The organism is Pseudoxanthomonas suwonensis J47 (assembly GCF_000513955.1).
Classification (GTDB): domain Bacteria; phylum Pseudomonadota; class Gammaproteobacteria; order Xanthomonadales; family Xanthomonadaceae; genus Pseudoxanthomonas; species Pseudoxanthomonas suwonensis_C.
This window is the reverse complement of record NZ_AZUZ01000006.1, coordinates 38,592-60,289: the sequence shown is the minus strand read 5'-3', so window position 1 is coordinate 60,289 and position 21,698 is coordinate 38,592. Positions and strand designations below refer to the sequence as shown.

Genomic DNA, 21,698 nt, shown 5'->3' with positions numbered 1-21,698 from the left:
TGGTGGAGCCAGGGAGGATCGAACTCCCGACCTCGTCATTGCGAACGACGCGCTCTCCCAGCTGAGCTATGGCCCCACGGTCGCATCGGCGAACCTGTGCGAGGACGCAATTCTAGCCCGACCCGGAGCCGCCTGCCAACAGGGGGGACAACGCCGGTTCAAGTTCGCGCCGGCGCCAGCCCTGCAGCGCCGGCGGCCACTGCCCGCCGTCGAGCAGCGACTCCAGGTGGCGGCGCGAGGCGAGCACGCCGTCTGGCAGTGACAGCTCGGCGCTGCGCCTGGCCACGGCGTCCTGCAGGCGCCGCAGCGCGTTGCGGTCCGGGTCGCCGGCGGGCGCGGGCATCGCGTCCTCGTCGGCCAGCGGGGTGGAGATGGCCTGCCACAGCGCGCTGGCCAGCTTGCGCGGCGCCTTCGGCATGGCGTCGAGGCGTTGCTGCAGGGCGCGCGCGTCGGCCGGCGGATCGCGCGACAGCAGCACCGCCAGTTCGTTGTCCAGCACCCAGCTGCGCGGCAGGTCGTGCTCGCGGGCATGGCGCTCGCGCCAGCGCAGCAGGCGCAGCAGGCGGCGTTGGCCGGGGGCGTCGAGGAACTGCGCCGAGCGCAGCGACAGGTGCGGCCAGGTTTCGCCTTCGTCGCGGCTGGCGGTAGCCAGCGCGCGCTCGACGTCCTCGGCCAGCCAGTCCTCGCGGTCGAGTTCGCGCAGCCGGCCGGAGGTGGCCGCGTACAGCGCGTCGAGGTGGCGCACGTCGTCGGCGGCGTACTCGAGCTGGGCGGCGCTGAGCGGGCGGCGCAGCCAGTCCGAGCGGGTCTCGCCCTTGGGCAGGGTCACGCCGGTGATCTGTTCGACCAGCTTCTGGTAGCCCATGCCTGCGCCCATGCCGGCGATCGCGGCGGCGACCTGGGTGTCGAACATCGGCTTCGGCAGGGTGCCGCAGGTGCAGCGCAGCGCGATCAGGTCCTCGCTGGCGCTGTGCATCACCTTGAGCACGTGCGGGGCATCGAGCCAGGCGGCCAGCGCCTCGGCCATGCCGGGGACCAGCGGGTCGACCAGCAGGATGTCGTCGCCGACCGCCATCTGCACCAGCGCCAGGCGCGGCCAGTAGGTGCGTTCGCGGATGAATTCGGTATCCAGGCCGATGCGCGGCGGCGCATCCTGGAGCCGGCGCAGGAGTTCGCCGGGCTGGTCGATCCAGAGGGGTTCTGACACGTGGGTTCCGTGGTCTGGGGCTGTTGCTTCGTTGCCCCTGGGGGGCGGGATAGCCTAACGTCAAACCGGCTGGGACGGTTCAACGGAGGGATCTGGATCTTGCGCACGGGCATACGGGCATTGCTGTGGACCACGCTGCTGCTGGCCGCCGCCTGCGGCCGCGCGCCCGAAGCCGGCGCGCCGGCCCCCGCGCAGGCACCCGGGGCCGCGGAAGCGGGCCCGGATCCGGCGCCGGGCGCGTCGCCCAGCGTGACCGTGCGCGGCGACGAGAGCGAGGCCGTGGTCAGCGCCTGGACCCCACCTGAGGTAGAGCTGGAGGGCGCCGACCGCGCGGCCCTGCTCGCGCAGGCTGCCGGGGCACTGGAAGACGGCCGCCTGTTCGAGGACGCGCAGGCGGCGGTGCCGATCTACCTTGCCCTGGCCGGCTCCGATCCGAAGGACCGCGCCGCCCGGCGCGGCCTGCAGCGCGCGCAGGCGCAGGTGCTGCGGGAGGCGCGGGCGGCACTGGCCGCCGCGGAGGAGGATCCGGATGCGCTGGCCCGGGCCTCGCAGCTGGCCGAAGTCGCCCGTGCGGTCGCGGCCGGGGACGCTGCCGTGGTCGCCCTGCAGCGCGACGTGGAACTGGCGCGGCGGCTGGACGGGCTCAACCGTGCCGGCGAGGACGACCTGCGCGCCGGCCGCCTCGGCGAACAGGGCGACGGGGCGCTGGCCTGGTTCCGCGATGCGCTGGCGCTGCGCGCGGACGATCCGCGCGCCCTGCAGGGACGTGCGGCGGTGGAGAGCGCGGCGCTGCGCCGCGCCGGCGATGCCGCCTCCCGCTTCGACTTCGCCGAGGCCGAGCGCTGGCTCGGCCATGCCCATGCGGTGCGCGAGGACGCCGCCGGCGCGGTGGCCGATGCGCGCCAGCGGGTGGAGTCGCTGCGTGCCGCGCGCATCGCCGCGCTGCGCGATGCCGCCCTGCGCGACCTGGGCGATGGCGGCATCGGCGGCCTGCGCCAGGCGCGCATGCGGCTGGATGACATCCTGCGCATCGCCGCGCCCGGCGACCCGGTCGCGGCGCAGTTGCGCGAACGCATCGACCTGGCCACCCACTACGGCGTGTTCCGGCCGGGGCAGGTGTTCACCGACGCGCTGGCCGACGGCAGCCGCGGACCACAGATGGTGGTGGTGCCGCACGGCGGCTTCCGCATGGGCGCGCTGGACAGCGAACCGGGCGCCGCGGCAGCGGAGAAGCCGGCGCACTACGTGCGCTTCGACCGCGGCTTCGCCATGTCGCTGACCGAGGTCACCGTGGCCGAGTTCGGGCGCTTCGTCGCCCAGGCCGGCGCGCGTCCGCGCGCGACCCGGCGCGGCAACTCCATCGTCTACGACGAACGCAGCGGCAACTTCGTCCGCCGCAGCGGGGTGGACTGGCGCTCCGGCTACGACGGCAGGCCCGCCGCGCCCAACGACCCGGTGCTGCATGTCAGCGTGCGCGACGCGGAGGCCTACGCGGCCTGGCTGTCGCAGCAGACCGGGCGCCACTACCGCCTGCCCAGCGAAGCGGAATTCGAATACGCGCTGCGCGCCGGCGGCGACGGCCGTTATCCCTGGGGCGACGACGGTACCCCGCCGGAAGGCAGCGGCAACTTCGCCGGGGCCAACGACGTCTCGCCGAGCGGGCGCACCTGGAACAACGCCTTCGTCGGTTTCGGCGACGGCTACTGGGGACCGGCCCCGGCCGGCCGGTTCAAGCCCAATGCATGGGGCCTTCACGACCTGGCCGGCAATGTCAGCGAATGGGTCGCCGACTGCTGGCACGCGAGCTACCGGCGCGCGCCGGCCGATGGCGCGCCGTGGTTCAATCCGGGCTGCCGGTCCCGCGTGATCCGCGGCGGGGTATGGTCCGGGTCGCCGGCGCAGACCCGGTCGGCCTGGCGGGCGTCGATGGATTCGGACATGACCAGCGCGCGCGTCGGCTTCCGCCTGGTGCGCGGCATCTGAGAGGAGAGGGGCGATGCGACAGGATCCGTTCGGACAGGCAGGGCGCCAGGGCCAGGCGCCGCGGCGCCGCGGTTCCGGCCTGGGCGGCCTGCGCTGGCTGGTCCTGCTGGGCTTCCTCGTCTACGGCGGCTGCTACTACTTCTCCAACCGCACCCAGGATCCGTACACCGGCGAGACCGTGCTGATCGACGGCTCGATCGGGCCCGAGCAGGAGCGGGCGATGGGCCTGCAGGCCTACCAGGAGATCCTCTCGCAGGAGCGGCCGCTGCCGAAGTCCGACCGGACCTCGCAGCAGATCACCGCGATCGCCCAGCGGCTGATCGACAAGGTCCCGGAAGTCACCGCGGAACTGGCCGCCGAGCACGGCATGGCCGCGCCGGAGCACTGGCGCCAGTTCGAGTGGGACGTCAACGTGATCCCGTCCGACCAGGCCAACGCCTTCTGCCTGCCCGGCGGCAAGATGGCGGTGTATACAGGACTGATCCCGGTGGCGCAGACCCAGGACGCGATGGCGGTGGTGATGGGCCACGAGATCGCCCACGCGCTGCTGCGCCACGGCGCCCAGCGCATGAGCCAGCAGAAGCTGGCGCAGATCGGGCAGATGGCCGGCGCGGCCAGCGGCATGGACCCGCAACAGCAGCAGATGGTGATGGCGGCGATGGGCTACGGCTACCTGCTGCCGTATGCACGCACCCACGAGACCCAGGCCGACGAGGTCGGGCTGATGCTGGCCGCCGCGGCCTGCTACGACCCGAACGAGGCGATCGGCCTGTGGGAGCGCATGTCCGGCGCCTCGGGCGGCCAGGCGCCGCCGGAGTTCGCCTCGACCCACCCGAACCCGGGCACCCGCATCCAGACCCTGCAGTCGCTCATGCCCAAGGCACAGGCGTACCGCGAGAAGTTCTGCAGGCAGTAGCCCGCTGCACCCTCTCCCTCCGGGAGAGGGACCATGCTGTCAGCGGCGCTTGCCGCCGGTGCCGCTGCCGCGTTCGGGTTCGCCGCGGCCGGTCCCGGTGGGGCGGCCGAGGTTGGCGGCCAGGCTGCGCTGGAATTCCTGCCACATCTCGAGGTTGCGCTCGGTCAGCTGGTTCATCGCCGTCCACGGCGTCTGCCCGAGCAGGTTGCCCATCTGCTGGCGGAAGGTCTGCTGCTGCTCGAGGAACAGCTGCATGCTGCGCTCGAGGTAGTTGCCCATGAAGCCCTGCAGCGAATCGCCGTAGAACCGGATGATCTGGCTCAGCAGCTGGGTCGACAGCATCGGTTCGCCGTCCTGTTCCTGCTCGGCGATGATCTGCAGCAGGACTGAACGGGTCAGGTCCTCGCCGCTCTTGGCGTCGCGGACCTCGAAGGATTCGCCGTCCAGGATCAGCTGGCGCACGTCCTCGATGGTGATGTAGCTGGAGATCTCGGTGTCGTAAAGCCGGCGGTTCGGGTATTTCTTGATGATGCGGGTGGCAGCCATCGGGCGCTCGCGGGCAGACTTCAAGTGGCGCCGAGCATGGCGCACTGCAGCAGCGGAAGCAACTGCCACCGGTCCCGGGGCCAGCCGGCACTCACCAGCCCATGTGGTGGCCGCCGTTGATGTCCAGGTTGGAACCGGTGATCCAGGCGGCCTGTTCGTCGACCAGGAAGCCCACCGCGTAGGCGATTTCCTCGGGTCGGCCGAGGCGGCCGGTGGGGATGTCCGCGGCGATCTTGGCGCGCACATCTTCCGGTACCGCCATCACCATGTCCGTGGCCACGTAGCCGGGCGAGACGGTGTTGACGGTGATGTCGAGCTTGGCGTTCTCGCGCGCCAGCGAAATGGTGAAGCCGTGCATGCCGGCCTTGGCCGCGGCGTAGTTGGCCTGGCCGTACTGGCCCTTGAGACCGTTGATCGAACTGATCTGGATGATCCGGCCCCACTTGCGCTCGCGCATGCCCTCGATCACCGGGCGGGTGACGTTGAACACCGAGTTGAGGTTGGTGTTGATGACCTCGTTCCACTGCTGGGCGGTCATCTTGTGGAAGGTGCCGTCGCGGGTGATGCCGGCGTTGTTGACCAGGATCTCGACCGGGCCGAGCTTCGCCTCGATCTCGCGCACCATCGCCTCGGCTTCCTCGGGCGAGGTGACGTCGCCCTTGACCAGGGTGACCTCGTAGCCGTCGGCCTTCATCTGCGCCTGCCAGGCCAGGGCCTTTTCCTGGTTGCGGTAGTTGGTCGCGACGCGGTGGCCCATGTCGGCCAGCTTCCTGCAGATCGCGGTGCCGATGCCGCCGGTGCCGCCGGTAACCAGTGCAACGCGACTGCTCATGACGTGGTGCCTCCGGAGGCGCATTCAGGGTGATCGGCGCCAGTTGTAGTGGTGGCACGATGAAAGTGCAAGCGCGCCGGCAACCGTGCCCTGTCGAAGTGCAGAAGCGCGCACCGCAGCAGTGCATCGACGCTCCCGGCGCCCTCCAGTGGTGCCGGATCCTGGCCGAGCTGGGCCCAGGCACGGCGCAGGGCCGGCAGCGGATCGGCCGGGTCCACCGGTTGCGCGGCGCTGGACTTGGACAGCTTGTGGCCCTCCGGGTCCAGCACCAGCGGCAGGTGCAGGTAGCGCGGCGTGGGCAGGCCGAGCGCGCGCTGCAGCAGGATCTGCCGCGGCGTCGAATCGAGCAGGTCGGCGCCGCGGACGATATCGGTGATTCCCTGGTCGGCGTCGTCCACCACCACCGCCAGCTGGTAGGCCCAGCAGCCGTCGGCGCGCAGCAGCAGGAAGTCGCCGACCTCCGCGGCCACGTCCTGCACCACCGGGCCCTGCAGCCCGTCCTCGAACGCGATCACGCTGCCGTCGGGCACGCGCAGGCGCCAGGCCGGCGTGCGCCGCGAAGCCGGGCCCACGCACTGGCGGTGGATGCCGGACTGCGCGGCCAGTTCGCTGCGGCTGCAGGCACAGGGGAAGGCGAGGCCGGCTTCGACCAGGCGGTCGAGTGCGGCGCGGTAGAGGTGGTGGCGCTCGCTCTGCCGCACCGGCGGGCGGTCGGCGAGCAGGCCGAACGCGGACAGCGCGGCCAGCTGCGCGTCGGCGGCGCCGGGCACCTCGCGCGGCGGGTCGATGTCCTCGATCCGCACCAGCCACTCGCCGCCGGCGGCGCGTGCCAGCAGCCAGCTGCCGAAGGCCGCCACCAGCGATCCGGCATGCAGCGGTCCGGTGGGCGAGGGCGCGAAGCGGCCGCGGTACGGCACCGGTGTCGTGTCGGCGGGGGAACTCATCGGCGCATGGTCGCGGCGCGCCGCCCTTGATTTCAAGCCATGCCGCACCCATTACCGCCGGCAGACCGTCACGCTCCCGGAGACCCTTCGCAATGTTCACCCGCATCGCGCTGTTCCTCGCCACCAACCTCGCCGTGCTGTTCCTGGTCGGCATCATCATGTCGGTCCTGGGCGTGCACCCGGGCCAGATGGGCGGGCTGCTGATCATGGCGGGGCTGTTCGGCTTCGGCGGTTCCTTCGTCTCGCTGATGCTGTCCAAGTGGATGGCCAAGCGCAGCACCGGCGCGCAGGTGATCACCCAGCCGCGCAACGACGCCGAGCGCTGGCTGCTGGCCACCGTGCAGCGCCAGGCCCGGGCCGCCGGCATCGGCATGCCGGAGGTGGCGGTGTACGACGCGCCGGAGATCAACGCCTTCGCCACAGGCGCCAACCGCAACAACGCGCTGGTCGCGGTGTCCACCGGGCTGCTGCGGCAGATGAACGCCGACGAGGCCGAGGCCGTGCTCGGCCACGAGATCACCCACGTCGCCAACGGCGACATGGTGACCATGGCCCTGCTGCAGGGCGTCCTCAATACCTTCGTGATCGTGCTGGCGCGGGTGGTGGGTGGCATCGTTGACACCTACCTGTCCGGCAACCGCGAGGGCGGGGGCCGCGGCATGGCCTATTTCGCCATCGTCCTGGTGCTGGAGATGGTGTTCGGCCTGTTCGCGACCATGATCGCGATGTGGTTCTCGCGCCGCCGCGAGTTCCGCGCCGACGCCGGCGGTGCGCAGCTGGCCGGCCGCCACAAGATGATCGCGGCGCTGGAGCGGCTGTCGCTCAACCAGGGCCAGAGCACGCTGCCGGCGCAGGTCGAGGCCTTCGGCATCGCCGGCGGCATGGGCCAGGGCCTGCGCAGGCTGTTCATGAGCCACCCACCGCTGTCCGAGCGCATCGCTGCGCTGCGCTCGGCCACGGCCGCCTGAGTGGTCCTTGCGACTTCCGGATATGGAGCGGCCCCGCAATGCGGGGCCGTTTCCTTTCCGCCTCGGGGACGGGTCAGGGGGCGCCGTTGGCGCCGATCTCGCTGCACTCGCGTGCAGGGGTACCGGACAGGGTGAGGGTGGCGGTCGGGCCCTTGGTCCAGAACTCGTTGCCATCTCCTGCGGCAGGACCATCTCGCCGCGGTCGTGGACCACGGTGACCGTCTGCGCCGCATTGTCGAAGCGTACGGCTACGCGCTGGTCACCGCATTGCCAGTGGGTGTTGACCACCGCGGTGGCCTCGGCCGTGGCGCCCGGCGGCGGTGCAGCCGGGTCCAGGGTCGCTTCGCCAGCGGCAGGTTGGGGCGCGGCGGCGTCCTGGACGCTGCTGGCGGCGGTTTCGGCCGGCGTGGCCTCGGGTGCATCGGGGCGGCAGGCAGCCAGCAGCAGTACCGCCAGCCCGCCGGCGACCAGGGCGGTGCCCTGCAGCATCTTCCTCATGCGGCGGCCTCCTGGCCGGCATGGCGGCCCTCGGCGATCTCCTCGACCAGCTTGGCGCAGAACGCCGGCAGGTCCTTCGGGGTACGGCTGGTGACCAGGCCCTGGTCGACGACGACCTCGCGGTCGACCCAGCGGGCGCCGGCGTTCTCCAGGTCGCGCTGGATGTTCGCGACCGAAGTCAGCTCGCGATCCTCGACCACGCCGGCGTTCACCAGCACCCATGGGCCGTGGCAGATCGCGCCGACCGGCTTGCCGGCCTCGAAGAAGGCGCGGGTGAAGCGGATCGCGTCGTCGTCGTTGCGCAGCGCGTCCGGATTGAACAGGCCGCCGGGGATGACCAGGGCGTCGTAGTCGCCGGCGCTGGCATCGCCGACCTTGCGGTCGACCTTGACGCTCTCGCCCTTGTCGAAGTGGCGCATGCCCTGGATCGTGCCGCTGCCCGGGGAGACCACGTCGACCTCGGCGCCGTGTTCGCGCAGGGCGCGCAGCGGTTCCAGCAGTTCGGATTCCTCGAAGCCGTCGCTGGCGAGGATGGCGACGCGTTTCCCGGTGAGATGGCTCATCGTGCGGTTCCTGTCGGATCGAAGGGGAACCGGCATCCTCGCGTTCGCCACGCACGCATCGCGCGAAGGCTGCGTGTGCGAAACATTAAACCGCGGCAGGCATCACGGCGCGGCCGCCGCGCCGGCGTGCTCCTTCAGGCGGACGCGCACCAGCAGGCCGCGATGGTCGGAGGCCCAGGTGCCTTCCGCGTCCGCTTCGGTGAACAGCAGCCGCGCCTCCACCGGCTTCAGCCGGCCGGCTTCCACGAACACGTGGTCGACCCGCGCCGGCACGGTGAAGTAGGCGGGATTGAGCGTGGTGGCTTCGGCGAGCGGGACGTGCGGATGCAGCGCGGTCCAGGCGTCGATCCAGCGTTCGCGCAGCGGGTGCAGCTCCGGCGCGTCGGCTTCGGCGTTGAAGTCGCCGGCGATGAGCGAAGGCGCGCCGGCGGAAGTCGCCTCGATGTAGGCCATCAGGTCGGCCAGCTGGCGGGCGCGCGTCTCCGCGCCATCGGGCGCCCAGTACAGGTGGGTGACGTAGAGGTTGAGCGGCCGTCCACCGGCGAGCACGCGCACGAAGCCGGCGGTGCGGTGGTCCTCCAGCGGATGCAGCAGGGTCTCGCCCAGCTCCAGCGGCGCCTGCCGGGTGAGCACGGCGTTGCCGTAGCGCCGAGACTGGCTGGGTGGATCGGTGGTGACGAAATGCCAGTCGTAGCCCATTTCGTTGGCCAGCCACGCGGCCTGGTTCGGCAGGTCCTCGTGCTGCAGGACTTCCTGCAGCGCGACGGCATCCGGCTGCAGGCGGCGCAGCTCGGCCACGATCTGTTCGCGCCGCCGCGGCCAGTCGTCGCGGTCGTGGTACAGGTTGAGGGTGACGAGGGTGAAGTCCGGCGCGGCGTGCGTGGCACCCGCGCCGTCGTCGTCATTCGCCGCCGCCGCGCCTCCCGTCAGGCCGACGCAGAGCAGCAGGCAGGCGAGGAAGCGGGGCAGGGCGGCGTTCATGGCGGCTCAGCGTTCGGGCGGGGGCTGGTCCAGGCGCAACACGGGGTACAGGCCGTAGCGTTCGTCCCAGGCCGGATGGCGCCGGTAGAAGAAGTCCAGGCGCGCATCCGGGTCGGCGGCGAACCCCGGGTCCGAGGCCAGGCGCTGGCGGAATTCTTCGCGCAGCGCAGGGTCGGCGTCCAGCATCTGCCGGGCAACCTCTTCGGCCACGTACGGCTCCATGTACTCCTTGCGTTCGAAGGCGTTGTTGAACCCGCCCCAGGCGGCCAGGGAGTCCGGCGCCTGCGGTTCCAGCAGGGCCAGCACCAGTCGCGCCAGCGGCTGGCCGGCCGGCACGTACAGTGCGCCGGCGCCGATGTCGCGGCTTTCCGGTTTCCACTCGCCCTGCACGGTGAGGCGCTGCCGGCCTTCCACCGGGCGCGCGGCGAAGTCCGGCGATTCGCTGCGGAAGGCCTGTACCGGCGCGGCCGGCCAGGCCTGGTCGAGGCGGCGGTAGGACACGCCATGCGCATCAAGCGTGGGGCGCACGAAATCGACCCACGCCGGCGGCACCAGGTAGCCGGCGCGCGGCGCGGTGGCGCTCAGCGCCGGTACCACGTGGTCGCGCAGCGGCAGGCGCCAGACCTGCGGAGTGGTCTCGTCGTAGCGCGTCATCAGCGCGCCGGAAACCTCCGACGGCGTGCGCGTGTAGGCGTAGCCGCGGAACTCGACCGTGCGCGCCTCGTCGGTAGCCTTCCACGCCAGCGGCTCCTCCCTGCCGGGCAGGCGCGCGGCGCGGGCATCGGCCTCGCTGGCGATGCGGCGCCACTTCGCACCCTCGCGGGCGATGTGCTCCAGCACCGAGACCACCGCGCTGCGGGTGGCGCGCACGCGTTCCGGATACGGCTTCCACGAGTGCGTCTCGACCAGCATGCCCAGGCGGTTGCGCAGCAGGAAATAGCCGTGCGAGAAGCGCGGCGGGGCCACCCCGTCCTCGAAGCCGGAGGCCGGATCGTCCTCGACCACGAACTCCGGATAGAACACCAGTGGCAGCGAACCGGCTTCCGCCAGGTCGGCGGCGACGCCGTCGCGCCAGGCGCGGCCGATCTCGCGCAGGGCCGCGTCGCCGGCGTGCAGCGGTTCGACCTGGAAGGAGATGTCGTGCTCGAACTGCGCGCCGTCGGTGGCGTGCAGGTCGACCGTGGCCAGCGGGTCCCATTCCTGCACCAGGCGCAGCATCGCCCGCATTTCCGGCGAGTCGGCCTTCACGTAGTCGCGGTTGAGGTTGAAGTTCTGCGCGGTGGTGCGCCAGCCCATTTCCTCCGGGCCGCGCTGGTTGGGACGGTTCCAGCGGCCGAAGCGCTCGTGGCCGTCGACGTTGAACACCGGCACGAACAGCCATACCAGCCGGTCCAGCGCGCCGGGCGCGGCCTTGCCCTCGAGCACCTCGCGCAGGGCCAGGAAGCCGGCGTCCTTGCCGTCGGACTCGCCGGCGTGGATGCCGCCCTGGACCAGCACCACCGGCAGGTTGCGGCGGCGTGCCTCTTCCGGCTCGAACGCGCCGGTGGCGGTCACCACCAGCACGTGCATCGGCCGGCCCTCCGGCGTGGTGCCGAAGCTGCGGACCGCCACCCGGTCCGGCCAGCGCGCCTGGAACGCGGCGGCCAGTTCCCCGACCTCGGCGTAGCGGCCGGTGCGCTGGAAGCCGGAACGCTCGGCAACCGTGGACAGGTCCGGGTTCGCGGCCGGCGGCGTGGCGGCCGCGGCGGGAGCGAGCGCCGACATCACGGCCAGCGGGATGGACAGGAGGCGGAGCCAGGGAGCGCGCGAGGGCATGGTCGGGACGGGTCCGGCAAGGGGCAAGCCGCCATGATGCCAGCCGGCCGCCGGCGGGGGCCATGCCGGGCCGCCGCGCCGGGCGTCCGGGTTCCGGTGCCTGCGGCGGATCGGGTACCCTCGGCTTCTTTTGCGACAGACCCCGAGATGACCGATACCGCCGCCGCCAAGGCGCGCATGCCCCGCCAGATCGCCAACATCATCGGCAACGAGGCCTGCGAACGCTTCAGCTTCTACGGGATGCGCAACATCCTGGTGCAGTTCCTGATCACCTCGACCCTGCTGCAGCACATCATGGCCGGGCAGGAGCGGGAACTGGCCGCCAAGGACCTGATGCACACCTTCATGATCGGTGTGTACTTCTTCCCGCTGCTGGGCGGGTACCTGGCCGACCGCTTCTTCGGCAAGTACAACACCATCCTCTGGTTCTCGCTGGTCTATTGCGCCGGCCATGCCTGCCTGGCGCTGTTCGAGGACAACCGCGCCGGCTTCTTCACCGGCCTGGCGCTGATCGCGCTGGGCGCCGGCGGCATCAAGCCGCTGGTGGCCTCGTTCATGGGCGACCAGTTCAACCAGTCGAACAAGCACTTGGCGAAGATCGTCTTCGACGCCTTCTACTGGATCATCAACTTCGGCTCGCTGTTCGCCTCGCTGCTGATGCCGCTGTTCCTGAAGAACTTCGGCCCGGCGGTGGCGTTCGGCATCCCCGGCCTGCTGATGTTCGTGGCCACCTTCGTGTTCTGGCTGGGCCGCAAGCGCTACGTGATGCTGCCGCCAGCGCGCACCGAGGACCCGGATGCGTTCTCGAAGGTGATCCGCACCGCGCTGCTGGCGCAGGCGCCGGGGCAGGGCCGGGGCGGACTGTGGCTGGCGGTGGCCGGCGTGGCGCTGGCGGTCGCGTCGCTGGCGCTGGTGCCGTCGCTGGGCTTCGTCATCGCGCTGTGCGTGGCGCTGGTGGTCCTGCTGGCCGGCGTCGGCGGCGGCGCCTGGATGCAGCTGGAGCGCGCCCGCGGCGTGCACTCCGACGTGGCCGTGGACGGTGCGCGCAGCGTGCTGCGGGTGCTGGTGATCTTCGCCCTGACCACGCCGTTCTTCTCGCTGTTCGACCAGAAGGCCTCGACCTGGGTGATCCAGGGCAACGAGATGACCAAGCCGGAGTGGTTCGTGTCCTCGCAGATGCAGGCGCTGAACCCGGCCCTGGTGATGATCCTGATCCCGTTCAACAACCTGGTCCTGTACCCGGCGCTGCGCCGCTTCGGCTGGGAGCCGACCGCGCTGCGGCGGATGACCGCCGGCATCGCCTTCAGCGGCCTGTCGTGGATCGTGATCGGCGGCATCCAGGTGGTCATGGACGGCGGCGAGCCGATGTCGATCGTCTGGCAGGTGCTGCCGTACGCGCTGCTGACCTTCGGCGAGGTGCTGGTCTCGGCCACCGGCCTGGAGTTCGCCTACAGCCAGGCGCCGGCGGCGATGAAGGGCGTGGTCATGAGCTTCTGGAACCTGACCACGACCATCGGCAACCTGTGGGTGCTGCTGGCCAATGCGGCGGTGCGCAACGACACGGTGACCGGCAGCATCGCCGGCACCGGGTTGAGCACGACCGCGTTCCAGATGTTCTTCTTCGCGGCATTCGCCCTGGTGGCGGCGCTGGTGTTCGGGCTGTACGCGCGCAGCTACCGGATGGTCGACAACTACCGCCCGGCCGGAACCTGAGGATCGCGATGTCCAGCCCCATCACCCTGCTGCTGATCGCCGCCACCGCGCTGCTGTCGTGGCTGGCCTTCAACGACCGCCGCATCGTCGACCGCCTGATCCTGTGGCCGCCGGCGGTGGCGCGCAAGCACGAGTACTGGCGGCTGGTCAGCTACGGCTTCCTGCACGCGGACTTCCCGCACCTGCTGTTCAACTTGGTCACGCTGTTCTTCTTCGGCCGGCTGATCGAGCAGGTGATGCGGCAGCTGACCGGCAGCGTGCTGACCTATCCGCTGTTCTACCTGGCCGCGCTGGTGGTCTCGATCCTGCCCAGCTACCTGAAGAACCAGAAGAACCCGAACTACTTCAGCCTGGGCGCTTCCGGGGCGGTGTCGGCGGTGCTGTTCGCCTTCATCCTGATCCAGCCGTGGTCGCTGATCTTCGTGTTCTTCATCCCGGCGCCGGCGATCCTGTACGCGGTGTTCTACGTCGGCTACAGCATCTGGATGGACCGCAAGGGCGGGGACAACGTCAACCACAGCGCGCACCTGGCCGGCGCGGTGTTCGGCGTGATGTTCATGCTGGCGATGGAGCCGCGGCTGGTGAACGTGTTCCTCGGCCAGCTGCTCAACCCGAGCTTCCGCTGAGCCGGCGCGCTCACCCGGCGTGAATGCCGGGCATGCCACCGTCGCCTCCGTCCGACAGACGGAGGTGGAGATGGCAACCCGCACGGCACGGAAAACCGGCTCCCGCAGCGCGACGAAGAAGACGGCGGCGAAAAAGGCGGCCGGGAAGATCGCGAAGAAAGCCACGAAGAAGACCGCGAAGAAGGCTGCGAAGACCGCCACCCGCAAGACCGCGGCAGCGAAGACCCCGGGGAAGAAGGCGACCGGCAGGGTCGCGGCGAAGAAGGCACCGGCCAGGAAGGCGGCAGCAAAGAAGGCGCCTGCGGGGAAGACCGTCCGCAAGGCCGCGAAGAAGGCCGCGCCGCCCAGGGCGACGGCGAAGAATACGAGGGCCAGGAAGGCGGTGGCGAAGAAAACCGTCGCCAGGAAGACGGCCGCGAAGAAGGCGCCGCGCAAGGTCGCCAGGGGCCCTACGGCCAGGAAGACCGCTGCCAGGACGGCGCGAGGGGCCGGCGAGGCGAAGTCGCCCGCCCGTTCCCGGCGCAGGCCGCCCGAGGCGCCCCCCGTCCCGTCCAGCGCGCCGACGCCGGAAGACGCGCTGACCCATACCCGCGAACTGCTGGAGGCGAAGCAGGAGCAGGCGAAGCAGACGCCGCCGTGGCGGCTGCTCGAGGATCCCCATGGCGGGCATGACCCCGGCGCCGCGCAGGCCGGCACCGCCGACCCGGCGACGCTGCAGGACCTGCATGCGGGGGAAGCGCGGCTGCGCGCGACCCAGGGCAGTGCCGGTACCCAGGACCGGCGCAACCAGCGCAAGCGCGACCGCCGCTGACGGGGGCCGAAAAAAAACAGCCCCGCCCGATGGGCGGGGCTGTGGGACGGGCCGCCCCCTCCTGCGCCCGTCTCCCCCTGGAACCGTTGATCAGTGCGGTTGCGGTTCGGCGGCGTAGGCGTGCTCGAGGCGCTGGTAGACCTCGGCGGCGAGGTGCTCGTACTCCCAGCCCTCGGTATGGCCGCTCACGGCCAGCTGGAACAGGCCCTCCAGCAGGGAGGCGTCGTTGTCCATTTCGCTGGCGGTGTTACGTTCGAATGCATCCATCGTCTGTGCTCTCTGCCCGGCGCCGGGCATGTCTCCTTGACGGGGTTGAAGCAGGAGACATGCCAGATTCACGCGGCCTTGATGAGCGGTTCAGCCAGCCTGTTCAGCATAGGCAGCGCCCTTTCTGCCCTGCATCACGGCCAGAATGTGACGCAATGCGTCTGTTTTTGCCCCTAGGAGCCCCCGACATGAACGACCAGCCCGAAATCCGCCACGACCCCTCCGGCCAGCGTTTCCAGCTCGAGCTGGACGGCCAGCTGGCGGAACTGGTCTACCACCGCGCCCCCGACGGGCGGATGGTCATCGACCATACCGGGGTCCCGCAGGCGATCGGTGGCCGGGGGCTGGCCGGGCGCCTGGTCCAGGCCGCTTTCGACCACGCCCGCAGCCAGGGCTGGAAGGTGGTCCCCGCCTGTTCCTATGCGGCGGCCTGGATCGCCCGCCATCCGGACTACGCCGACCTGGTCGGGGAATGACTACACTGCCGGCATGGTCCGCATGCCGGTGCACAGAGGAGGTGCAGCATGAGCATGAATCCGACCCACACCTGGCCTGCCATCCCGGCGCTGCTGGCCCTGGCCCTGCTGGCCGGGTGCCGGCGCGAGGCGCCCGCGCCCGCCCCGGCCACCCCGCAGGCCGAAGCCGGCGCGGAGGCCGCGGGCGAGGGGCCGGGCACCACGGCCACGCCGCTGGTGCTGGAAGACGTGATCGAGACCGACCCGCGCTACGTGGTCGGGATCAGCTACCCGCCGGGCATCGATGCCGAGCCGGGCCTGGCCCGCGCCCTCCACGGCTACGCCGAGGCGGCGCGCGCCGAGCTGCAGCAGGCCGTGGCCGGGCTCGACGCCAACCCGACCGCGCCCTACGAGCTGTCGCTGGGCTTCCGCCAGCTGGTGCGGACCGCCGACGTGGTCGCGGTGGCCGCCGACGGCAGCCTCTATACCGGCGGCGCGCATGGCCAGCCGCTGGTGGCGCGTTTCGTCTGGCTGCCGAAGCAGCAGCGCATGCTGACCGCCGAGAGCCTGCTGGCCTCGCGCGAGGGCTGGGAGCCGGTGGCCGCCTATATCGGCGAGCAGCTCGGCACCGCCGCCCACATCCGCGCCTCCGACGAGGCGCTGGCGCCGGAGGAGCGGGCCAACCTGCTGGCGATGGCGCTGAAGACCATCGACCAGGGCACCGAGCCCAGGCCGGAGAACTTCGCCCAGTTCGAGCCGGTGCCCGGCGCCGACGGCCGGATCGGCGCGCTGCGCTTCGTGTTCCCGCCGTACCAGGTGGGGCCGTACGCGGACGGCGTGCAGACCGTCGAGGTTCCGGCCTCGGTCCTGATGCCGTACCTGGCGGACGACGTCCGCGGGTTGTTCGCCGGCTGACGGGCGATGGCGCTGGCGGCGCGCGCGAAGCGGAGGGTCGAGGCCTTGCTGGCCGAGGCCGGCGTGCGCATCGGCGGCGACCGCGACTGGGACCTGCAGGTCCACGACGGGCGCCTGTACACGCGCGTGCTCGCGCAGGGTTCGCTGGGCCTGGGCGAGTCCTACATGGACGGCTGGTGGGACGTGCGCTCGCTGGACGGGTTCCTCGCGCGGCTGATGCAGGCGCGGCTGGACCGGCGCGTGCACGGCCTGGGGGAGGTGTGGGACGCGCTGGAGGCGCGCCTGCTCAACCCGCAGTCGCGGCGGCGCAGCGGCGAGGTGGGGCGGCGCCACTACGACCTGGGCAACGACCTGTACTCGGCGATGCTGGGGCGGCGGCTGGTCTACAGCTGCGGCTACTGGCGCGATGCCGACGACCTCGACGCGGCGCAGGAAGCCAAGCTCGACCTGGTCTGCCGCAAGCTGCGGCTGCGTCCGGGCATGCGCGTGCTCGACGTGGGCTGCGGCTGGGGCGAGGCGCTGAAGTTCGCCGCCGAACGCTATGGCGTGTCCGGCGTGGGCGTGACCATCTCCCGCGAGCAGGCCGAGTACGCACGCGAGCTGTGCGCCGGCCTGCCGGTGGAGATCCGGCTGCAGGATTACCGCGACCTGGACGAGCCGTTCGACGCGGCGCTGTCGATCGGCATGTTCGAGCACGTCGGCGTGCGCAACTACCGCACCTACTTCGAGGTGATGCGCCGCTGCCTGCCGGAGCACGGCCTGTTCCTGCTGCACACCATCGGCAGCAACCTCTCGGTGAAGCGCACCGACCCGTGGATCGCGCGCTACATCTTCCCCAACTCGATGCTGCCGTCGGCGGCGCAGATCACGCGGGCCAGCGAGGGCCTGTTCGTGCTGGAGGACTGGCACAACTTCGGCGCCGACTACGAGCGCACGCTGGCGGCGTGGCGGGCGAACGTGGAAGCGGCCTGGGACCGGCTCGACCCGCGCTACGACGAGCGCTTCCGGCGGATGTGGCGGTTCTACCTGTCCGCCTCGATGGCCACCTTCCGCTGCCGCCGTTCGCAGCTGTGGCAACTGGTGCTGTCGCCGGGCGGGGTGCCGGGCGGTTACGTCGCGCCGCGCTGAGGGCAGGGCGGCGGTTTCCCGGCCGTGGCGAAATTTTCGCCAACCTTCTTGACAGCCCCGCCACGCCTGGCGCTCCGGCGATTATCCACAGCTTCGTGCACGTTCCATCCACACCGCCTGTGGAAAACGGTGGCGGTTTTCCACCGCCGGAAACGACTGCGCCACCCGGAGGTGGCGCAGTCGTGGTGCAGGTCGGCGTGGATCAGCGCGGGGCCGCGTCCAGCCCGCGCTTCTTCAGCAGCGGCTCGATCTTCGGATCGTGGCCGGCGAAGTCGCGGAACAGCTGCAGCGCGTCCTTGCTGCCGCCGCGCGACAGCAGGGTGGCGCGGAAGCGGTCGCCGTTCTCGCGCTTGAGGCCGCCGTTGTTGCGGATCCATTCCTGGGTGTTGGCGTCCAGCACCTCGGACCAGATGTAGGCGTAGTAGCCGGCCGCGTAGCCGCCCATGATGTGGCTGAAGTACGGCGTGCGGTAGCGCGGCGGGACCGGGGCGAAGTAGATGCCGTCGGCCTTCAGCGCCTCGGCCTCGAACGGCATCACGCCTTCGGCGGCCGGCACCTGGTCCGGGCCGATCTGGTGCCAGCGCTGGTCGAGCATGGCCGCGCCCAGGTACTCGGTGGTGGCGAAGCCCTGGTTGAACTTGGCCGCGGCCAGGACCTTGTCCAGCAGCGCCTGCGGCATCGGCTCGCCGGTCTCGTGGTGCCGGGCGTAGTTGGCCAGGATCGACGGCCAGTCGGCCCACATCTCGTTGACCTGCGACGGGAACTCGACGAAGTCGCGCGGGACCGAGGTGCCGCTGAAGTACGGGTAGTTCACGTCGGAGAACATGCCGTGCAGGGCGTGGCCGAACTCGTGGAACGCGGTGGTGACCTCGTCCCAGGTCAGCAGGACCGGCTGCCCGGCCGGCGGCTTCGGGATGTTCAGGTGGTTGGCGACCACCGGCCTGGTGCCGCGCAGCTTCGACTGCTCGACGTAGGAGTTCATCCACGCGCCGCCGCGCTTGGACTCGCGCGCGAACGGGTCGAAGATGAAGATCGCCAGCTGCGAGCCGTCGGCGTCGAACACGTCGTAGGTCCACGTGTCGGGGTGGTACTTCGGCAGGTCGGTGCGTTCCTTGAAGGTGATGCCGTACAGCTGGGTGGCGGCGTAGAACACGCCGTTCTCCAGCACGTTCTTCATCTCGAAGTACGGCTTGAGCTGCGACTCGTCGAAGTCGTACCTGGCCTGGCGCACCTTCTCGGCGTAGTAGGCCCAGTCCCACGGCTCCAGCTTGAAGCCCGGCTCGCCCTTGGCGGCCTGCTCCTGGTCGATCATCTTCTGCAGCTCGGCGGCCTCGCGCCGGGCGTTGGCCACCGCGGCCGGGGCCAGCTTGCCGAGCATCTCGTTCACCGCCTCGGGGGTCTTGGCGGTGGCGTCGGCCAGCGCGTAGGCGGCATGGTTCGGGAAGCCCAGCAGCTTCGCGCGCTCGGCGCGCAGCTTGATCACCTGCGCGACCACGCCGGTGTTGTCGTACTCGTTGCCGCGGCTGCCGCGGGCGATCGAGGCCTCGAAGATGCGCTGGCGCGCCTCGCGGTTGCTCAGGTAGCTCAGCGGCGGCTGGCCGGTGGTGTTGAGCAGGGTGACCACGTACTTGCCTTCCAGGCCGCGCTTGGCGGCCTCGGCGGCGGCGGCGTCGATCTGCGCCTGGCTGGCGCCGGCGAGGAAGTCGGCGCTGTCGAACACCACGGCCGAGGCATTGACCTCGTTGAGCACGTTCTGGTCGAACTGGGTGCCGAGCGTGGCCAGCTGCGCGTTCATTTCCTTCAGGCGGGCCTTGTCGGCGTCGGACAGCTGCGCGCCGGCGCGGACGAAGTCGTTGTAGTAGCGCTCGACCAGGCGCAGGCCCTCGGCGTCCAGGCCCAGCGACTCGCGCTTCTCGTACAGCGCCTGGATCCGCGCGAACAGCTTGCCGTCCAGGTAGATCGCGTCGCGGTGCGCGGCGAACTTCGGCGAGTAGTCGGCGTCGATCTGCTTGCGCGCGTCGTTGGTGTCGGTGCTGGACAGGTTGAAGAACACCGCGGCGGCGCGGCCGAGCACCTGGCCGCTGTTCTCCATCGCCAGGATGGTGTTCTCGAAGGTCGGCTCTTCGGCGTTGTTGGCGATCGCCTCGATCTCCTTCAGCTGCTCGGCCATGCCGGCGTCGAAGGCCGGGCCGAAGTCGCTGTCCTTGATCTGGTCGAAGCGCGGGTACTGCAGCGGCAGGTCGCTCTCGACGAAGAACGGGTTCTGCTGCGAGTCGGCCGCGGCGGCCTGCTCGGCGCTGCCGGGCGCGGGGCTGTCGGTGCGGTTGCAGGCGGTCATGCCAAGTCCGAGGGCGGCGGCGAGCGCCAGGTAAAGGCCGGTTTTCTTCATTGCAGCGGATCCTGCGGGGGACAATCTTCCCAATCTACCCCAGTGCCGGGAGTAACGCCCCGTGACCAATGGCACAGGACGCCGCGGGCATGCCGCATGGTCTCAGTCTGCATTGCGATTGGCGGGCGCAGGCGGCCGGGCAACCGCACACGTATGCTTGTGGCACCACCGGCGCGCGACACCGATGACCAACCTCCACGACTTTTCCGCGATCGACATCGACGGCCATCCGCGGCAGCTGGGCGAATTCGCCGGGCAGGTGGCGCTGGTGGTCAACGTCGCCTCGCGCTGCGGCTTCACCCCGCAGTACGCCGGACTGGAGGCGTTGTGGCAGCAGTATCGCGACCGCGGCTTCGTGGTGCTGGCCTTTCCCTGCGACCAGTTCGGCCACCAGGAACCGGGCGACGAGGCGGCGATCCGCGACTTCTGCGCGCTCAATTTCGGCGTGACCTTCCCGATGTTCGCCAGGATCGATGTCAACGGGCCGGGCGCGCATCCGCTGTGGCAGTGGCTTCAGCAGCAGAAGCGCGGGGTGCTGGGCACCGCCAGGATCAAGTGGAACTTCACCAAGTTCCTGCTCGGGCGCGACGGCCAGGTGCTGTCGCGGCATGCGCCGCGCGACCGGCCGGAATCGCTGGTCCACCCGATCGAGCGGGCGCTGAAGGCCGGCTAGCGCTTCGCCGCCGAGGCCGAGGGCCGGTTCTTCACCTCGTCCGGCAGCAGCGACAGGATCTCGTCGATGATCCCGGGCAGGGCGTTCTCCGAGTAGCCGCGGTGCACGTAGGCCACCGTGCCGTCGTGGTCGAGGATGAACATGTGCGGGATCGCGCGCACGCCGTACAGGTCGCTGGTCGCGCCATCGGCATCGTGGACGAAGGTCAGGTCCATGCCCTTGTTGGCGCGCACCAGCGCGACGAAGTCGCTGCGCGGCTCCTTGAAGTTGACCGCGACCACTTCCAGCGCGTCCCGGCCGACCACGTCCTGGAAGCGCGCCAGCACCGGCAGTTCCTTGCGGCAGGGACCGCACCACGACGCCCAGAAGGTGACGATGGTGACCTTGCCGCGGTAGTCGCCCAGGTCGACCGGACGGCCGTCGCGGGTCTTGCCCAGCAGTTGCGGCGGGATCTCGCCGACGCCAGGCGATGGTGGCAGTTCCTTCGCGCCCAGGCAGGTCGACACGGCCAGGCCGGCCAGCAGCAGCCATCGCATCGGCATCTTCGTGCTCCCCATCTTCGTGCTCCCCGTTCCCCGTCGGGGAGCACGCTAGCACGCCGCCCCGGGGCGGCGGAACGTCACTTCTCGACGAAGGCGCGCTCGAACACGTACTCGCCGGCGCTGCCGATGCGCGGCGAAGCGGTGAAGCCGCGGCTGTCGAGCAGGGCGCGGAAGTCGGCCAGCATCTGCGGGCTGCCGCAGATCATCGCGCGGTCGTGCTTCGGGTCCAGGTCCTCGATGCCGAGCGTGCGCATCATCGCGCCGCTGGCCATCAGGTCGGTGAGGCGGCCGCGGTTCGGGAAGTCCTCGCGCGACACCGCCGGGTAGTACAGCAGCTTCTCGCGGATGATCTCGCCGAGGAACTCGTGCTGCGGCAGTTCCTTCTCGAAGTAGTCGCGGTAGGCGAGGTCCTCGACGTGGCGCACGCCGTGGCACAGGACCACGCGCTCGAAGCGCTCGTAGGTCTCCGGGTCCTTGATCACCGACAGCCACGGCGCCAGGCCGGTGCCGGTGCCCAGCAGGTACAGGTTGCGCCCGGGGTGCAGGTCGGAGATCAGAAGGGTGCCGGTGGGCTTGCGGCCGATCAGGATGCTGTCGCCGGGCTTGATGTGCTGCAGGCGCGAGGTCAGCGGGCCGTCCTGGACCTTGATCGAGAAGAACTCCAGCTGCTCCTCCCAGTTGGCACTGGCGATGGAGTAGGCGCGCATGATCGGCCGGCCGGTCTCGGTCGGCAGGCCGATCATCACGAACTGGCCGTTCTCGAAGCGGAATCCGTCGTCGCGGGTGGTGGTGAAGCTGAAGTAGGCGTCGGTCCAGTGACGGACGTCGAGCACCGTCTCGGTGCCGTAGGCAGAGGACATCGGGGGAGGTCGGGTTGGACTTATCCCGGTTATTGTAGCCGACCGTCCCCAACCGGCCTTGAGCAG

21 protein-coding genes and 1 tRNA gene are annotated in these 21,698 nt (G+C 70.8%); 10 read left to right on the top strand and 12 right to left on the bottom strand.

The window, feature by feature from the left end:
- Positions 1-76 (bottom strand) — tRNA-Ala (locus M503_RS0101625).
- Between the two features lie 36 nt (positions 77-112).
- Positions 113-1,207 (bottom strand): ribonuclease D, encoded by a 1,095-nt coding sequence (rnd, locus tag M503_RS0101620; RefSeq protein WP_028919503.1) that lies wholly within the window; start codon positions 1,205-1,207, stop codon positions 113-115.
- A 99-nt stretch (positions 1,208-1,306) separates the two neighbouring features.
- Here rnd and M503_RS0101615 point away from each other — a divergent pair, with 99 nt between their 5' ends.
- Positions 1,307-3,190, top strand: coding sequence for a formylglycine-generating enzyme family protein (locus tag M503_RS0101615; protein ID WP_028919502.1), 1,884 nt, complete (start codon positions 1,307-1,309; stop codon positions 3,188-3,190).
- A gap of 13 nt (positions 3,191-3,203) precedes the next feature.
- A complete protein-coding gene (locus tag M503_RS0101610) occupies positions 3,204-4,106 on the top strand; it encodes a M48 family metallopeptidase (RefSeq protein ID WP_028919501.1) in 903 nt (300 codons plus the stop codon).
- A 39-nt stretch (positions 4,107-4,145) separates the two neighbouring features.
- On the opposite strand, the gene phaR is transcribed toward M503_RS0101610, so the two are convergent.
- The 3 genes from phaR to gluQRS are packed head-to-tail and all read right to left on the bottom strand — an operon-like array spanning position 4,146 to position 6,428.
- Positions 4,146-4,721: a polyhydroxyalkanoate synthesis repressor PhaR gene (phaR, locus tag M503_RS0101605; RefSeq protein ID WP_081720897.1), complete on the bottom strand. Its 576-nt coding sequence runs from the start codon at positions 4,719-4,721 to the stop codon at positions 4,146-4,148.
- A gap of 22 nt (positions 4,722-4,743) precedes the next feature.
- Positions 4,744-5,484 carry a beta-ketoacyl-ACP reductase gene (locus tag M503_RS0101600; RefSeq protein ID WP_028919499.1) on the bottom strand — a complete coding sequence of 247 codons (741 nt, stop codon included), beginning with the start codon at positions 5,482-5,484 and terminating at the stop codon, positions 4,744-4,746.
- The gene (gluQRS, locus tag M503_RS15410; protein ID WP_051414105.1) at positions 5,481-6,428 is read right to left on the bottom strand and encodes a tRNA glutamyl-Q(34) synthetase GluQRS; all 948 of its coding nucleotides are present in this window, start codon (positions 6,426-6,428) and stop codon (positions 5,481-5,483) included. The genes M503_RS0101600 and gluQRS overlap by 4 nt, the downstream gene beginning before the upstream one ends.
- A 92-nt stretch (positions 6,429-6,520) precedes the next feature.
- Between gluQRS and htpX the strand changes: the two genes are divergently transcribed.
- Complete coding sequence (htpX, locus tag M503_RS0101590) at positions 6,521-7,396, top strand: protease HtpX (RefSeq protein WP_028919498.1); 876 nt, start codon at positions 6,521-6,523, stop codon at positions 7,394-7,396.
- 494 nt (positions 7,397-7,890) lie between these two features.
- On the opposite strand, the gene M503_RS0101585 is transcribed toward htpX, so the two are convergent.
- The 3 genes from M503_RS0101585 to M503_RS0101575 all read right to left on the bottom strand — a co-directional run bounded on the left by M503_RS0101585 (position 7,891) and on the right by M503_RS0101575 (position 11,253).
- Positions 7,891-8,457, bottom strand: coding sequence for a type 1 glutamine amidotransferase domain-containing protein (locus tag M503_RS0101585; RefSeq protein WP_028919497.1), 567 nt, complete (start codon positions 8,455-8,457; stop codon positions 7,891-7,893).
- Between the two features lie 102 nt (positions 8,458-8,559).
- Entirely contained in the window at positions 8,560-9,438 is an 879-nt protein-coding gene (locus tag M503_RS15405; protein ID WP_051414103.1) for an endonuclease/exonuclease/phosphatase family protein, read from the bottom strand.
- A 6-nt stretch (positions 9,439-9,444) separates the two neighbouring features.
- Positions 9,445-11,253, bottom strand: a complete 1,809-nt coding sequence (locus tag M503_RS0101575; protein ID WP_028919496.1) for a M14 family metallopeptidase — start codon at positions 11,251-11,253, stop codon at positions 9,445-9,447.
- A 147-nt stretch (positions 11,254-11,400) separates the two neighbouring features.
- On the opposite strand from M503_RS0101575, the gene M503_RS0101570 reads away from it, so the two are divergent.
- Genes M503_RS0101570 through M503_RS17880 form a run of 3 tightly spaced genes read left to right on the top strand, consistent with a single transcriptional unit; the run spans position 11,401 to position 14,403 of the window.
- Entirely contained in the window at positions 11,401-12,966 is a 1,566-nt protein-coding gene (locus M503_RS0101570; protein WP_028919495.1) for an oligopeptide:H+ symporter, read from the top strand.
- 8 nt (positions 12,967-12,974) lie between these two features.
- Positions 12,975-13,592 carry a rhomboid family intramembrane serine protease gene (locus M503_RS0101565; RefSeq protein WP_028919494.1) on the top strand — a complete coding sequence of 206 codons (618 nt, stop codon included), beginning with the start codon at positions 12,975-12,977 and terminating at the stop codon, positions 13,590-13,592.
- Between the two features lie 19 nt (positions 13,593-13,611).
- Positions 13,612-14,403, top strand: a complete 792-nt coding sequence (locus tag M503_RS17880; protein WP_155951941.1) for a histone H1-like repetitive region-containing protein — start codon at positions 13,612-13,614, stop codon at positions 14,401-14,403.
- A gap of 90 nt (positions 14,404-14,493) precedes the next feature.
- Here M503_RS17880 and M503_RS17570 read toward each other — a convergent pair whose 3' ends face one another.
- Positions 14,494-14,670, bottom strand: coding sequence for a hypothetical protein (locus M503_RS17570; RefSeq protein ID WP_197017163.1), 177 nt, complete (start codon positions 14,668-14,670; stop codon positions 14,494-14,496).
- 188 nt (positions 14,671-14,858) lie between these two features.
- On the opposite strand from M503_RS17570, the gene M503_RS0101550 reads away from it, so the two are divergent.
- Genes M503_RS0101550 through cfa form a run of 3 tightly spaced genes read left to right on the top strand, consistent with a single transcriptional unit; the run spans position 14,859 to position 17,168 of the window.
- Complete coding sequence (locus tag M503_RS0101550; RefSeq protein WP_028919493.1) at positions 14,859-15,146, top strand: GNAT family N-acetyltransferase; 288 nt, start codon at positions 14,859-14,861, stop codon at positions 15,144-15,146.
- A 48-nt stretch (positions 15,147-15,194) separates the two neighbouring features.
- The gene (locus M503_RS0101545; protein WP_028919492.1) at positions 15,195-16,040 is read left to right on the top strand and encodes an RsiV family protein; all 846 of its coding nucleotides are present in this window, start codon (positions 15,195-15,197) and stop codon (positions 16,038-16,040) included.
- A gap of 6 nt (positions 16,041-16,046) precedes the next feature.
- Positions 16,047-17,168: a cyclopropane fatty acyl phospholipid synthase gene (gene cfa, locus M503_RS0101540; protein WP_051414099.1), complete on the top strand. Its 1,122-nt coding sequence runs from the start codon at positions 16,047-16,049 to the stop codon at positions 17,166-17,168.
- A 202-nt stretch (positions 17,169-17,370) separates the two neighbouring features.
- Here the strand turns inward: cfa and M503_RS0101535 are convergent, their stop codons facing one another.
- The gene (locus M503_RS0101535; RefSeq protein ID WP_037060157.1) at positions 17,371-19,557 is read right to left on the bottom strand and encodes a M3 family metallopeptidase; all 2,187 of its coding nucleotides are present in this window, start codon (positions 19,555-19,557) and stop codon (positions 17,371-17,373) included.
- A gap of 184 nt (positions 19,558-19,741) precedes the next feature.
- Here M503_RS0101535 and M503_RS0101530 point away from each other — a divergent pair, with 184 nt between their 5' ends.
- A complete protein-coding gene (locus tag M503_RS0101530) occupies positions 19,742-20,230 on the top strand; it encodes a glutathione peroxidase (RefSeq protein WP_028919489.1) in 489 nt (162 codons plus the stop codon).
- Here M503_RS0101530 and M503_RS0101525 read toward each other — a convergent pair.
- Both M503_RS0101525 and M503_RS0101520 read right to left on the bottom strand, forming a co-directional pair.
- Entirely contained in the window at positions 20,227-20,766 is a 540-nt protein-coding gene (locus M503_RS0101525) for a TlpA disulfide reductase family protein (RefSeq protein WP_028919488.1), read from the bottom strand. The genes M503_RS0101530 and M503_RS0101525 overlap by 4 nt on opposite strands.
- A gap of 83 nt (positions 20,767-20,849) precedes the next feature.
- Positions 20,850-21,632 carry a ferredoxin--NADP reductase gene (locus M503_RS0101520; protein WP_028919487.1) on the bottom strand — a complete coding sequence of 261 codons (783 nt, stop codon included), beginning with the start codon at positions 21,630-21,632 and terminating at the stop codon, positions 20,850-20,852.
- Positions 21,633-21,698: the final 66 nt, after the last annotated feature.

Bases quoted from the DNA above. Each gene is read 5' to 3' on its own strand.
- M503_RS0101610 (WP_028919501.1), top strand. From the start codon at position 3,204: ATGCGACAGGATCCGTTCGGACAGGCAGGGCGCCAGGGCCAGGCGCCG.
- M503_RS0101600 (WP_028919499.1), bottom strand. From the start codon at position 5,484: ATGAGCAGTCGCGTTGCACTGGTTACCGGCGGCACCGGCGGCATCGGC.
- gluQRS (WP_051414105.1), bottom strand. From the start codon at position 6,428: ATGAGTTCCCCCGCCGACACGACACCGGTGCCGTACCGCGGCCGCTTC.
- htpX (WP_028919498.1), top strand. From the start codon at position 6,521: ATGTTCACCCGCATCGCGCTGTTCCTCGCCACCAACCTCGCCGTGCTG.
- M503_RS0101585 (WP_028919497.1), bottom strand. From the start codon at position 8,457: ATGAGCCATCTCACCGGGAAACGCGTCGCCATCCTCGCCAGCGACGGC.
- M503_RS15405 (WP_051414103.1), bottom strand. From the start codon at position 9,438: ATGAACGCCGCCCTGCCCCGCTTCCTCGCCTGCCTGCTGCTCTGCGTC.
- M503_RS0101575 (WP_028919496.1), bottom strand. From the start codon at position 11,253: ATGCCCTCGCGCGCTCCCTGGCTCCGCCTCCTGTCCATCCCGCTGGCC.
- M503_RS0101570 (WP_028919495.1), top strand. From the start codon at position 11,401: ATGACCGATACCGCCGCCGCCAAGGCGCGCATGCCCCGCCAGATCGCC.
- M503_RS0101565 (WP_028919494.1), top strand. From the start codon at position 12,975: ATGTCCAGCCCCATCACCCTGCTGCTGATCGCCGCCACCGCGCTGCTG.
- M503_RS17570 (WP_197017163.1), bottom strand. From the start codon at position 14,670: ATGGATGCATTCGAACGTAACACCGCCAGCGAAATGGACAACGACGCC.
- M503_RS0101550 (WP_028919493.1), top strand. From the start codon at position 14,859: ATGAACGACCAGCCCGAAATCCGCCACGACCCCTCCGGCCAGCGTTTC.
- M503_RS0101545 (WP_028919492.1), top strand. From the start codon at position 15,195: ATGAGCATGAATCCGACCCACACCTGGCCTGCCATCCCGGCGCTGCTG.
- cfa (WP_051414099.1), top strand. From the start codon at position 16,047: ATGGCGCTGGCGGCGCGCGCGAAGCGGAGGGTCGAGGCCTTGCTGGCC.
- M503_RS0101535 (WP_037060157.1), bottom strand. From the start codon at position 19,557: ATGAAGAAAACCGGCCTTTACCTGGCGCTCGCCGCCGCCCTCGGACTT.
- M503_RS0101530 (WP_028919489.1), top strand. From the start codon at position 19,742: ATGACCAACCTCCACGACTTTTCCGCGATCGACATCGACGGCCATCCG.
- M503_RS0101525 (WP_028919488.1), bottom strand. From the start codon at position 20,766: ATGCGATGGCTGCTGCTGGCCGGCCTGGCCGTGTCGACCTGCCTGGGC.
- M503_RS0101520 (WP_028919487.1), bottom strand. From the start codon at position 21,632: ATGTCCTCTGCCTACGGCACCGAGACGGTGCTCGACGTCCGTCACTGG.